The organism is Alteromonas sp. I10 (genome assembly GCF_003201515.1).
Taxonomy (GTDB): Bacteria; Pseudomonadota; Gammaproteobacteria; order Enterobacterales; family Alteromonadaceae; genus Alteromonas; species Alteromonas macleodii.
In genome coordinates, this window is sequence record NZ_QJJN01000008.1 from 80,410 (window position 1) to 93,434 (window position 13,025).

A 13,025-nucleotide genomic window follows, 5' to 3' on the forward strand; every position below is an offset into this window, starting at 1 on the left:
CATTTTGCGATGTTCAAATTAAAACGCTGAATGTAAAAGGTTCAACGTAAAACTGTGTGTCGTTCTTGCTAGCGCAAGGCTGACATTATATGTTCTAGCACAGTGACTTACTTACGCGTTTCGCGAACAAGGATCCACGTTTAAAAAAATCGAGCTCAATAAAACTGATACGCGCAAAAACTTTTCGTGACTTTATCACGTTTAACTATGCTAATAACAGACGCGCTTGTGCTGCATCTGCTTGAATTTGATCTTTCAACGCCTCAAAAGAATCAAATTTAATTTCATCTCTTATTTTTGCCATCGGAAACACCGTAATGGGCTTGCCGTAAAGGTCAGATGACAAATCAAAAATATGGACTTCTAACTGGTTTCTTACCCCGTTAACAGTAGGACGGGTACCAATGTTCGCAACGCCGTTATAGTGTTTACCATCTACGTCGACACGAACTGCGAACACGCCGTGAATTGGCGTTTTTTGGCGTTTTAGCATGACATTCGCGGTGGGAAAACCAATGGTGCGACCTTTTTTCTCGCCGTGAACCACCCTACCGTGAATAGCAAACGGGCGCCCTAGCATTTCGGTAGACAGACCAAAGTCGCTGTCAGCCAACGCTTCTCGCACCGCGGTAGAGCTTATTCGATGGGCATGCATGGTAAAACTGTGGGTGCTTACTACTTCGAAACCGTATTGGCGACCTGCCGCCTCAAGCATTTCGAAATCCCCTTTGCGGCCATTGCCAAAACGGAAATCGTCGCCAACAACAAGAAATTTAACACCCAGTTTGTCCACCAATAAATCGTGAACGAAGGTATCGGCACTTTGCTTAGCAAACTCCGCGTTAAATCGCACAGCAAGCAGTCTGTCGACACCTTGTTGGCGCAGCAACTCGTACTTTTCGCGAAGAGGGCTTATACGCGCTGGTGCTTTATCAGGCATAAAGACTTCTTCAGGCTGAGGTTCGAACACCATTACGGTGGCAGGAAGTGATAGCGATTTCGCTTTTTCAAGCACGTTAGCCAACACAGCTTGATGACCACGGTGTACGCCGTCGAACTTGCCAATAGTGAGCACACACCCTTTATGGTGCGGTTTTACATTGTTTAGCCCGCGGATAAATTCCACTGTTAGCCACTACCTTTTAACTGCTAGAAAATCAAAGCTCGCGATTATAGCCGACCGCGAGCACAATACCAAGCACACGGGCCATTCTGGCTCCATGCGCTATTTCGCATCTATTGAATACTAATCGCCGCCGCTTCTGAAATGCCTGGGTCGCATGCCCAGCACCACCATGGTGGTCACAAACAATATAACCGACAGCGAAATGGTTATTCCTACCTCTAACATTTGGGCGGAAAGAGACAATTCAAAGAAAGCTAAGCCTTGATCGCGATAATAAATAAGCCCGCCCATGGCAGCACTTGCAATAACCACACGGGCAATAAACAAAACCGATGTGCGGCTTAACGCAAATACACCTTGTTTATGCAGCGTAATATAAAGCAAAGCGGCGTTAAGCGTAGCTGACATACTGGTAGCGACAGCAAGCCCTACATAACCAAACGGAATCGCTAAAATAAGGTTAAACACCATGTTTGCGACCATACACCAAATACCAAATTTCACTGGCGTCTTGGTGTCTTGGCGGGAATAAAACCCTGGTGCAAGAATTTTTACCAGCATAAAGCTGAGCAAGCCAAACGAGTACGCGGTAAGCGAGTAAGACGCCATAATGGCGGTTTCTGCAGTAAACGCGCCCCGCTGAAAAATAACGGTCAAAATAGGCCTTGCCATCACGCCAAGCCCCACTGCAGCAGGTATGCCTAATAAACACACCATGCGAAACGCCCAATCGATATTCGCAGCAAACGCTTTGGGGTTATTACTAACGTGGTTTCGGGATAGCGTAGGTAAAATGACTGTTGCGATGGCAATACCAAACAACCCTAGGGGAAATTCAAGCAGCCTGTCTGAATAGTATAACCAGCTAATAGAACCGGTAACTAAAAAGCTGGCGATGAAGGTATCAAACAACAAATTGATTTGCCCTACTGACACACCGAATAAGGCTGGGATCATCAGAGTGCGTACTTTTACCACGTTTTCGTCATGCCAGCCCCACTTTGGCTTTACCAAGAGCCCTGCCCTGAACAAAAACGGTAGTTGAAACAAGAACTGTACAATACCGCCGATAAACACACCCCACGCTAGCGCGTATGCGGGTTGATTAAGCGTAGGTGCTAAGTATATTGCGCATGCAATAATGCATACGTTAAGTAAAACGGGGGTGAAGGCAGCAACCGCAAACTTATTGAGCGTATTGAGTATCGCCCCTGCCAACCCAGTCAGAGAGATAAACGCCAAATAAGGAAAGGTAATTTTTAACATGGTCGACGCGAGCACAAACTTATCTCCGGCCTCGTCCCCTTCGAGCCACGCCACAAACCAGCCTGTACCAAATAAAGCCGCCAAAACAGGAGATGCTATTACCCCTATAATAGAAACTACAAAAACAATAGCGCCTAATGTACCGCTGACTTTTGCAACGAACTCTCTAAGCTGCTTTTTATCGTCGTTCTCGTGGACTTCGGTTAATACCGGAATAAACGCTTGTGCAAATGCACCTTCAGCGAATAGACGACGAAGAAAATTAGGAATTTTGTTAGCAAAGAAAAATACATCAGCGGCTGCTCCATCGCCCATAAGCTTGGCAACAACAACATCACGTACCAAGCCTAATACTCGCGAGACCAAGGTCATAATACTGACGATAAGACCAGATTTTATTAACTTCCGTGACACGTCACACTTCCAATAAGAGGTAAAGAATAGGCTGAATAGCATCAGCCATTTGAAAGATAGTCAAAGGCATCTGCTAACCGCAAAGCGGCAACGCTTGGTTGCAAGCGAGCCATAATAACTAAAGGCTATCGCAGGCGAAACGATTTCTTCAAAATAGTTGTGCATCTTTAACAACTTTCTTGTTATAATCCGCGCCCGGTATGGGGTGCTGTCGTTTATGCATGTCTATCGCTAAAATGTCTTGAAAGAATATCACTACGAATCTCTTTCAAAAAATGTCGCAGAGAAATGTCGCAAAGAATGTGCAACGTGTTGAGCATACTTTGTGTTCAATAGCTTGCGCGTTTTAACGCGGAACGATTTAAGTTTTAAATCGTTTGACATTTGGGCGTTTGGTAGGCACAATCCGCACCCTCGTTTTTGACATGAATTTATTTTGGGAGTTACACCTTGGCTAACATTAAGTCTGCTAAGAAGCGTGCAATCCAAGCCGAAAAGCGTCGTCAGCACAACGCTAGCCGTCGTTCAATGACTCGTACAAGCATCAAGAAAGTTATCGCTGCAATTGCAAGCGGTGACAAAGAAGCGGCACAAGCTGCACTTACTGCTGCTACTCCAGTACTTGACAGAATGGCTACTAAAGGCTTGATTCACAAGAACAAAGCTGCTCGTCATAAGAGCCGTCTAGCTGCACAAATCAAAGCACTAGGTTAATCTTTACGATTAGTAGTTAAAAAAGCGCCCTTCGGCGCTTTTTTTGTATCTGTAATCGACGCTAATTAGCATGGGTTACTGATTTTAAATTTAGACTTAAAGGCATAAAGCCCACCACTAGGCAAGCTCTGCTACAGTCTTTGCGGTGTGTTCATATCCCAGCTATCCGCTTATCAGCTCATCTTCCTTATTGAGCTTGCCGGTGCAATACGCATGATCCAGTGAAGGATGGCCCACGGCCAGCTTGGTACAAACGCATTCGCTTTTTCCTTGTTGATTGCATTGACCATCGCGCGACAGCCCACATCTGTATCAACAATAAACGGTACTTTTTCCACCTTTTCGTTTATTTCGCTGCGAATAAAACCGGGGTGAATACAGGTGACGTTAATTGGCGTATTCATTACATCCATTCGAATGCCTTCAGTCATAGATGTAAGGCCCGCTTTCGTTGCCGCGTATACTGTCATGGCGCGTCTAAACCCGCGCACCGCGCTTATAGATGAAATCGTTACAAGATGACCACTATTTTGCGCCCTAAAGATAGCCATTGCCGCTTCACATTGTGCTAGCGCCGACACAAAGTTAGTCACCGCCGTTTGCTTGTTAGCGTGGAAATACCCAGTGCCAATAGATGCGCCCTTGCCCATGCCTGCGTTCACAATGACTCTATCAAGGGTTCCCATGTCGGCTTTGAATGCGTCGAACACTTCAAACACCGCATCGTGATCATTGACATCCAGCGAGCGAATATACACGTCAATGTTTGGGTTAATTGAATGCAATTCGTCTTTCAATTTTTCTAAATTCTCAAAGCGTCTTGCGCATAGGGCTAGGTTACAACCCTGTTTGGCAAACTCAATCGCCATTCCCTTGCCTAGGCCTGAACTCGCGCCTGTGATCAGAATATTGCGTCTTGTTGTCATTATCGTTTTCCTGATGATTTTATGGCCTTATTACAACGCCACATTAAGTAATGAATGAAGATCCAAAAGTTTTTAAACGCTGGATTATTGGTTTGCTTGTGGTGGTATCGATAGTAAATTTGCTGGGCAATACCGGCTAAACGGAAAAGCCCGTATACCTCGTAAAAGGTAAAATCATCTACATCTATTTCCATCTCTTTGCAGTAGTACGCAACCACCTGCTTTCGAGTTAGCATACCAGGTAAGTGAGTAGGCTGGCGGCGCGTTGATTGGGCCAAAAAGTCATCATCCGGTTGTACCCAATACGCCAAGGTATTACCCAAGTCCATAAGCGGGTCGCCTAAGGTCGCCAGTTCCCAGTCCAACACACCGATAATTTGTGTATAGTTATCTGGCTTTAACACCACGTTGTCGAATCGGAAGTCATTGTGGGTAATACAAATGCGTTCATTAGCGGGCATGTGGTTTTCTAGCCAGCGCATTATTTTTTTACCCGAGGGGACATTCCAGGTTTTTGCTTTACTATAGCGTTCACTCCACCCGCTTATTTGGCGTTCTATGTAGCCAGCACCTTTACCTAAGTGCTCAAGCCCCGCTTTCTTATAATCCACTTTATGAAGCTCGATTAAGCTATCAAGTACATTAGTGCAGAGCTGTTTGGTTTGCTGCTCAGACGTGTTTAAGCCTTTGGGTAAGTTCTTACGTGGTATCACGCCGGTAAACTTCTCCATTACGTAAAACTCTGTGCCTATAACGCTCTCGTCTTCACAAAGTCCAAGCATTTCTGGAACATAGCGGTAAACAGGCTTTAACGCATGCTGTAATCGAAACTCCCGCCCCATATCGTGAGCCCCTTTGGCTTTAGTACCTGCCGGTGCCCGACGCAAAATTAACGACGTTTGTTCGCTCTGGTTTTGTTTACTGCCTTGATAGTCCAAGCAGTACGTCCAATTAGAAGCGCCCCCAGAATACTGGGTGACTTGAGGCAAGCTATCGCTACTTTGTATCGTGGCCTTCAATGATGGACTGGAGGCACTAATATTTTCCTTAAGCCAATTGTGTACAGCGCTCACGTCTAGCTCTTCGCCTGCACGTACGCTGTCAGCTTTATCTACGACCTGTTGTTGCATATCTCAATCTTCTTGTAATTCTGTTTCAAAGGGTCTATTCAAAGTGCTAACTCACAATCTTTGGCTAGAAGATACTTCTGTTTGTGCCTGTACAAGAGCAGCTCGACAATTATCTTCAGATAGCTTGGCGACAAACACAGGTGAGCGCGTTTCCGTTTTACCTAATTTTGCTTTAAATTTGCTTTAAATTTGCTTTTCCATTGCACGCTTCATCATCTTCGTTTGATTGAGCATAGTTTTGATATAACGCTGGGTTGGCAGCAGCTTCTTTAGCAGGAAAGCGCGTTTACCCAGTTTATGGGTAAGAATAAGAAACTGCTTTTTACCGACTTGCTGAAATATGGACTCAGCCACGCCTTCTTTCGTCATGTCTGCTTTGGCAAAGAACTTATTGAGCATTTTGTGCGACGCTGGGTTGCTGCTTCGCATCGACTCATCTAAATTCGTTTTGAAGAAGCTTGGACAAACTACACTAACGTCAATATTGTCAGGTGCTAATTCCAACTTCATGGTTTCAGAAAACGACACGACTGCAGCTTTAACCGCGTTATAACTTCCCATATAAGGAATAGGCGTTAGCCCCGCTTGCGATGCAATATTAATGAAATAGCCACCGCCTTGCTCTCGCATTAACGGTAAGAGTGCACGACTGACTCTCACCATGCCTAACACATTAATATCAAACACCCACTGCCACTGCTCAATGCTCTCATCTAAAAGGCTGCCACCAGAAGCAACACCCGCATTGTTAAACACAGTGTCAACACCGCCCCAGCGAGTTTCCAAGGTGTTCGCTAACGTTTGAACATCATTTTCAGAGGTTATATCGCAATGGATGTAAAACGCATTGGCACCTTGGGCGGATAGCGTATTTACTGTTTCATCGCCTCTTTCTTGGTTAATATCGGCAATGCAAATATCTAACCCCTCGTCTTTGCCTGCCCACTTTTCCGCCCACTTAAGGGCAATGGCCTGACCTAAGCCGGTAGCGCCACCGGTAATCAATACGCGCATGATGTGTTTCCTAACTGTTCTTGTTTCATTATTCTTGTATCGGCGTTTATGTTTAGTTGCGCTTTATTGTGTTAAGCGCTAATCAGTACTTCACTATTCTCTCGAATTGACCGCCTTATCAATCCAATCAAACTGATTCCGTCTTTTGCAGTGACACTGATGGCTGTTCGTTACGCATTTTTCGTTTTGCCCACAGGGCCAATAGTGCGGGCCCGATGTACATTGCTACGCCATATACACCAGGTGCAATCGCGTAATCAGGCGCATCTAAAAAGGTAATACATATCAGCATTGCAAGCGCCGCGTTTTGCACGCCTATTTCAATGGCCAGCGTGAGCGAGTCTTTAAATGCTAGGTTTGAAAGTTTAGCAAGCCCGAGTCCTAACAATACCGATGATAAATTTAACGTTAAGCAAACCAAAAACGCGCTTTCAAAGGACGCGGCTAAATTGTTTCTTTCTGAAACCAGCACGCCCACAATCATAAGCAACATGAAGTACATAGAAAACTGCCGGAAGAAGCTTTCAGTTTTAGTGGCAAACCTGCTGTTAAAGCGACGAATGGTCATGCCTAAAATGACCGGTACAATTGATATACCAACCAGCCCGATCACTGTTTGAATAATAGAAAAGTCTGGCGCGTTTTCTTTTACAAAGTAATCAAGAGCAAATTGAATGATAAAGGGCGTTGAGAAAACGCAAGCGATGGTAGAAATAGCGGTTAAGCTTACTGAAAGGGCCAGATTTGCTTTTGCAATGTGGCTGATTAAATTACTGGTCGTTCCGCCTGGGCATGCCGCTAAAACCATGACACCAACCGCAATATAATCGGGTAGACCAAAAACAAAGCACAGTCCTAGCGCCAACATAGGCAGCAATATAATTTGCCCTATAAAACCCGTTATTACTGCTTTAGGTGCTTTAAGTAGTCGGGCAAAGTCTGCAAGGGTTAGCGTTAGCCCCATACCAAACATAACAAATGCCAACGCTAGAGGTAACAACACCTCGGTAAGTACAGATGCCTGCATGCACACGCCCCTTACAAAAGAAGCCTCTATAAAAGAAACCTTTTATTAACATTTAAGGCAGTGTACTCTGTTTAATAATAAATAAAAATGATGCCTTATTATGGAAACCCATAAATGATATGCATGGAAAATTAGACCTAAATTTGTTTGTTGTGCTGCGCGCGGTCTACGATCAGGGCAGCATTACGAAAGCCGCCAACGCACTGCATATCACTCAGCCTGCGGTGAGTCACGCCTTAGGTCGTCTGCGAGAGAAATTTGATGATCCGCTGTTTATTCGTCATGGACGACAAGTCGTGCCTACCCCATTTTGCCAAGGCATTATTGCATCGGTTGTGAAATCAATAGAAACCCTTGAAAGTACGTTAAAAGGTAAAGTGGGCTTTGATATAAGTGATAAACCCCGTCAGGTGAACCTTGGCTTGAGAGATATTTTAGAATCTATATTTTTTCCCGTGCTTATTCCTCAGCTTGTTAAACATACTCCCAATATCACGGTGAATAGTAGACAGGTTACCTGGCCCGAGCTTGCTCCCGCGTTAGCCGCTAAAGATCTTGATATCGTAATTGACGCATTAGTTCCCACCAGCCGTGACATTCGTTCACAGTTTATCTGCGAAGAAACGTTTGTCGTGGTATGCGCGCCTAGCAATAGCTACGTAGATAATCCGAGTATCAAGAGCTACTCAGTTGCACAGCATGCGCTTGTATCTTTAAAAGACTCTAAATTAGATACGGTAGATCTAGCCCTTGCTCAGCACAATTTACATCGCAACATCGCATTGCAGTGTGAACACTACTTTGCCGCCGTTAACGTAGTTAGGCAATGCGATCTTTTGCTGACCATGCCAACGCGATTCGCCCAACAATTCAGTAATAAATTCGATATCGAAATTCTGCCCCTTCCATTTGACGTCCCCCCACTCCCCGTACACATGTACTGGCACAAACACGCCGATGAAGACTTAGTGAATGTATGGATGCGAGATAGGCTTTTAGACGTGGCGAGTAAGTTGGGGTTATAGCGCGTATTTGTGTTGCTGTAACACAATGGTCAAGCAAGCGTCACGGTAGTGTCAATTTGCAAACCTATAGTGACGATCCAAGGCATCGCTTTGGGAAACCGCTATGAAAAAGACACACTATCGAACAATTTGGCTTTCTGATATCCATTTAGGAAATCGCGACTGCAAAGCTGAATACTTACTTTCCTTTCTTAATAGCATCACTGTAGACACCCTCTATTTGGTGGGAGATATCGTTGACATGTGGCAAATGACCAAGCAATTTCGCTGGCCACAGGCGCACAATCAAGTCATGCACAAATTCATGCAAATGAGTCAGGAAGGCACCCGTGTGGTGTACCTGCCCGGAAACCACGATGAGCCAATTCAGTCTTATTCGGGTATGACCTTCGGTGATATAGAAATAGAGCGAGAGTTGGTTCACAACACAGCACAAGGGAAGCGTTATTTAGTCTTACATGGCGATCAGTTCGATGGCGATGTAACTATGGGCAAATTCCATGCGTGGATTGGCGATAAAGGTTACGACCTTTTGCTTTTTCTAAATAGAGAGTTTAATCGCCTACGCGCGTGGCGCAAGCGAGAATATTGGTCACTTGCGGGCTATATTAAAAAACACATTAAGGGAGCGAATGAAGCCATCGCCCGTTATCGAGAAGCATGCTGCAGGCGCGCCGATGAAATGGGGCTCGACGGTGTTGTGTGTGGCCATATTCATCACCCTGAAAGCAGCTTTGAAAACGGCATTCACTACATTAATGATGGGGACTGGATAGAAAACTGCAGTGCACTGTCAGAAGACGTGAACGGTAACTTATCTCTTATTCATTACCTTGATTCACTAGAGTCAGCCACCGTAACACCAATTACAACCAAAACCTCTCGCTCAGAAGCGGCATAGCTGGCATTACACAAATGGGGCTGTAACGGCCCCTGACTCTTGCAATTCACCAAGCAACAGGTGAATTCCAACCCCACCCATCAAGGTTAGGGCCTGCTGACCTGTGCCTCATATCATAGGTTAACAGGTCATAGTTACAACTTTTTAACACTGTCAAATAACTGCCATGAAACTGTGTGAAAAGCGTCACATTGCCCTGCTATTGTTCGCCAAAACCGGAAGAGAAACAGGTTCTATGTTTACTGTAAACGACGTACTGAACAAGCATTACCCTCAAGTAGCAAATAACCCCATTCTATTTAAGTCGCTGTCTTTCGTATTAAGGCACCTTCTTCACGAACGTGAAATTACCGAATTTGGTGAAACCTATCCGCATTACGAAGATATCGATTTCGTAGAGCAAGTGCTTGAATATTTTAATATCAGCTACTCCACCCGCGATGTAGAAAAAGAACGCATTCCAAGTGAAGGTAGAGTGGTGATTATTGCTAACCATCCGATTGGCTCACTCGACGCACTTGCGCTTATAAAGCTGGTTAGTGAAGTACGTCACGACTTGAAAGTGGTCGCCAATGAAATGCTTATGGCCATTGAACCGCTTCACGATATGCTGTTACCTGTAAACAATATGCAGGGAGGCACACCAAAACAGCATTTATCGGCAATTCAAAAACACCTTAACAGCGACGGCGCCATATTGATTTTTCCTGCTGGTGAAGTGTCTCGATTACGCCCGCAAGGTGTTCGCGACACCAGATGGCACACAGGTTTTTTACGCATTGCAAAGCAAGCAAAAGCACCAATATTGCCGGTTTATATAGACGCGAAAAATAGCCCGCTTTTTTACGGCGTTTCCATGGTATACAAGCCATTAGCCACCGCGCTGCTCGTTAAAGAGATGTTCAAACAGCGTAAGAAGCATTTACCTATGCGCATTGGCGAACTTATTCCATTTGAAGCGTACCAGCAAACCAATATACCGCTAAAAGAGCAGGTAAAGCTGTTTAAGCGCCACTTGTATCGCATTGGCAGTAACAAGAAAGGCGTATTTGAAACCCAGGCTTCTATTGCCATGCCAGAAGACAGAAAAGAACTTGCCCGCGCTATGCGAGACTGCGAACATTTAGGTGAAACTGGCGACGGAAAATCTATTTACCTATACCAACACAAAAGCTGTTCACCGATTATGCGAGAGATTGGCCGCCTGCGCGAAGTGGCGTTTCGAGCCGTGGGCGAAGGTACCAACAAGCGTAGAGACATCGATCAGTACGACTCCCACTATTATCACCTTGTACTTTGGGATGACAATGATTTAGAAATTGTGGGGGCCTACCGCTTTGGCGATGCTGAGCTTTTGACAGCTCCAGACCACCCTACCGGACTCTACTCTGCCACCTTATTTAATTACGGTAAGGACAACGATAAACTCTTCAAAGAAGGCTTAGAGCTAGGGCGAAGCTTTGTCCAGCCTCGCTATTGGGGAAAGCGTAGTTTAGATTATTTGTGGTTTGGTATCGGGGCATTTTTAAGCCGCTACCCAAAGTATCGCTATCTGTTTGGTGCGGTGTCACTCAGTAATGCCTACCCTGAACCCGCTAAAGATTTATTGGTACAATTCTATTCCACGTACTTCCCTGCCAAGTTTGGCGAAGCGACCTGCAAGCGACCTTATCAAATGGCGAACGACGCGCTACACCAATTCACCGGTAACGACTACAAGGCTGAATTTACCCAGCTAAAACACTTACTGGCTAACATGGGCGTAAACGTACCAACACTGTATAAGCAGTATTCTGAAGTGGCTAAAGACGGCGGGGTGGCATTTTTAGGCTTTAATGTTGACCCAGATTTTAACGACTGTATCGACGGACTGGTGGTAGTTGACATGCAAACACTTACTGAGAAAAAGCGCAAACGCTATCTAACCGACATTCAGCTTAAAGCCACAGCCTAAGCAAGAGGGAGCGCCTGACAAACGCTCCCTTTCTCATTCTACGGCCTTCCGCTTTACTGAAAATTTCAGAAGTCGTTATCGCTCGCCAACATACTTAAGAATGTCGGTATAAATATCTTCAAGAGTGAGCAAATCAGACACATGAATGTGTTCGTTTATTTGATGAATGGTGGTGTTTGGCACACCCACTTCAACTACTTGTGTGTGCTCACTAGCAAAGAAACGCCCGTCAGAGGTACCACCAGATGTACTGATGACAGGGTAGCGCCCTGTAGCGCTCTTTATCGCTTTTTCTACGCAGGCAATTAAGCAGTGTTCCGCATTACTTTTGGGCTTACTCAAGTAAGCTTCACAGGGTCTTGAAAAGCTAACTTCAGCTTCTGTATCAATGCTATTGATAATACTGCGCAGCAATACCGATAAACTGTTTTGATTAAACTGCCACGAATATCTGACATTAAACTCTATACGAACAGCACTAGGCACTATGTTATCAGTGAAGCTTCCCGTGTCCATATGTGTTATTTGAAGCGAAGTACCAGGGAAATCATCACTCCCCTCGTCAAATGGGTACTGTGTTAGCGCATTAATCACGTTACTCGCTTTGTGGATAGCATTTACCGCTGTCTTTGGATAAGCCACGTGACCTTGCTTTCCTGCAATATGGATAGTGCCGGAAAGTGAGCCTCTGCGTCCAATCTTAATCGTATCGCCGGTTGATGCAGATGCAGAAGGTTCACCTACTAGGCACATATCAAGCTGGACATTTTTAGATGCCAAATACTCAGCTATCCATTTAGAGCCCCACTCCGCCTCCCCTTCTTCATCACTGGTGATTAGCCACCAGAAAGAGACCTTTTCCTTATCTAACGAGGCAATGGTTCGCTCTGTTGCCGCTAGCATGGCTGCGATGCCTGTTTTCATATCGGCAGCACCACGTCCATATAATTTATTTTTGCTAATTACGGGACTAAAAGGCGGTGACTTCCACTTATCAAGAGGACCTGGGGGCACAACATCAGTATGGCCGCTAAATGCAAAGTGATTCGGGCCCTGCCCCCACCTCGCGATGAGGTTGCTCACTCCATTAATTGTGTATTTCTCACAAAAGAAACCGAGTTTTTCGAGCTTGTATATCAGGTAACTTTGGCAACCAGCGTCCTGCGGGGTAATCGACGCTCTTGCCATAAGCACTTCGGCAAAATAAATACTGCGAGCTGGCGCTATGGAAGGTAAAGGCTGAATTGACATGCATAAGAAACCTTTATGAAACGTGAGTCTATTACACAAATGTAAAGTGACACGGCAATAACAGATTTACGACAATGCCATGACAGCGGACAAAGTAACCTGAAGCTAAAAATAATAAAGGGTGATAACAAGGAAGGCGACAATGGGTGAGTTGGCGACTAGGACTGGCTCGTTAAGATTTGTCTAAATCAACGCGCGTTGTTATAACTAGAACATAACTTAAAGAAAGGCATTACTGTGTTAAAAATCATTGTTTTAATACCCCTTATTTTGTCAC

At 45.0% G+C, this 13,025-nt stretch carries 11 protein-coding genes; 4 read left to right on the forward strand and 7 right to left on the reverse strand.

What is annotated here, in order from left to right; translation table 11 throughout:
- Positions 1-205: 205 nt before the first annotated feature.
- Complete coding sequence (gene ribF / locus BZA03_RS15285; protein WP_014950132.1) at positions 206-1,126, reverse strand: bifunctional riboflavin kinase/FAD synthetase; 921 nt, start codon at positions 1,124-1,126, stop codon at positions 206-208.
- A gap of 120 nt (positions 1,127-1,246) precedes the next feature.
- On the reverse strand, positions 1,247-2,806 hold the full coding sequence (gene murJ, locus BZA03_RS15290) for a murein biosynthesis integral membrane protein MurJ (RefSeq protein ID WP_110289220.1): 1,560 nt from the start codon (positions 2,804-2,806) through the stop codon (positions 1,247-1,249).
- Positions 2,807-3,256: 450 nt separating this feature from the next.
- Here murJ and rpsT point away from each other — a divergent pair, with 450 nt between their 5' ends.
- Positions 3,257-3,520: a 30S ribosomal protein S20 gene (gene rpsT / locus BZA03_RS15295; RefSeq protein WP_014950134.1), complete on the forward strand. Its 264-nt coding sequence runs from the start codon at positions 3,257-3,259 to the stop codon at positions 3,518-3,520.
- Between the two features lie 173 nt (positions 3,521-3,693).
- On the opposite strand, the gene BZA03_RS15300 is transcribed toward rpsT, so the two are convergent.
- The 4 genes from BZA03_RS15300 to BZA03_RS15315 all read right to left on the reverse strand — a co-directional run bounded on the left by BZA03_RS15300 (position 3,694) and on the right by BZA03_RS15315 (position 7,617).
- The gene (locus tag BZA03_RS15300) at positions 3,694-4,446 is read right to left on the reverse strand and encodes an SDR family oxidoreductase (protein ID WP_039216949.1); all 753 of its coding nucleotides are present in this window, start codon (positions 4,444-4,446) and stop codon (positions 3,694-3,696) included.
- On the reverse strand, positions 4,446-5,576 hold the full coding sequence (locus tag BZA03_RS15305; RefSeq protein WP_110289221.1) for a phosphotransferase family protein: 1,131 nt from the start codon (positions 5,574-5,576) through the stop codon (positions 4,446-4,448). The genes BZA03_RS15300 and BZA03_RS15305 overlap by 1 nt, the downstream gene beginning before the upstream one ends.
- Before the next feature lie 183 nt (positions 5,577-5,759).
- On the reverse strand, positions 5,760-6,590 hold the full coding sequence (locus BZA03_RS15310; RefSeq protein ID WP_110289222.1) for an SDR family oxidoreductase: 831 nt from the start codon (positions 6,588-6,590) through the stop codon (positions 5,760-5,762).
- 127 nt (positions 6,591-6,717) lie between these two features.
- Complete coding sequence (locus BZA03_RS15315) at positions 6,718-7,617, reverse strand: bile acid:sodium symporter family protein (protein WP_110289223.1); 900 nt, start codon at positions 7,615-7,617, stop codon at positions 6,718-6,720.
- A 119-nt stretch (positions 7,618-7,736) separates the two neighbouring features.
- Here BZA03_RS15315 and BZA03_RS15320 point away from each other — a divergent pair, with 119 nt between their 5' ends.
- The 3 genes from BZA03_RS15320 to BZA03_RS15330 all read left to right on the forward strand — a co-directional run bounded on the left by BZA03_RS15320 (position 7,737) and on the right by BZA03_RS15330 (position 11,497).
- Complete coding sequence (locus BZA03_RS15320; protein ID WP_110289224.1) at positions 7,737-8,642, forward strand: LysR family transcriptional regulator; 906 nt, start codon at positions 7,737-7,739, stop codon at positions 8,640-8,642.
- A 103-nt stretch (positions 8,643-8,745) separates the two neighbouring features.
- Positions 8,746-9,543 carry a UDP-2,3-diacylglucosamine diphosphatase gene (locus tag BZA03_RS15325; RefSeq protein ID WP_110289225.1) on the forward strand — a complete coding sequence of 266 codons (798 nt, stop codon included), beginning with the start codon at positions 8,746-8,748 and terminating at the stop codon, positions 9,541-9,543.
- 166 nt (positions 9,544-9,709) lie between these two features.
- Positions 9,710-11,497, forward strand: a complete 1,788-nt coding sequence (locus BZA03_RS15330) for a lysophospholipid acyltransferase family protein (protein WP_014977021.1) — start codon at positions 9,710-9,712, stop codon at positions 11,495-11,497.
- Positions 11,498-11,572: 75 nt separating this feature from the next.
- Here BZA03_RS15330 and dapE read toward each other — a convergent pair whose 3' ends face one another.
- Positions 11,573-12,748 (reverse strand): succinyl-diaminopimelate desuccinylase, encoded by a 1,176-nt coding sequence (dapE, locus tag BZA03_RS15335; protein ID WP_110289226.1) that lies wholly within the window; start codon positions 12,746-12,748, stop codon positions 11,573-11,575.
- Positions 12,749-13,025 lie beyond the last annotated feature (277 nt).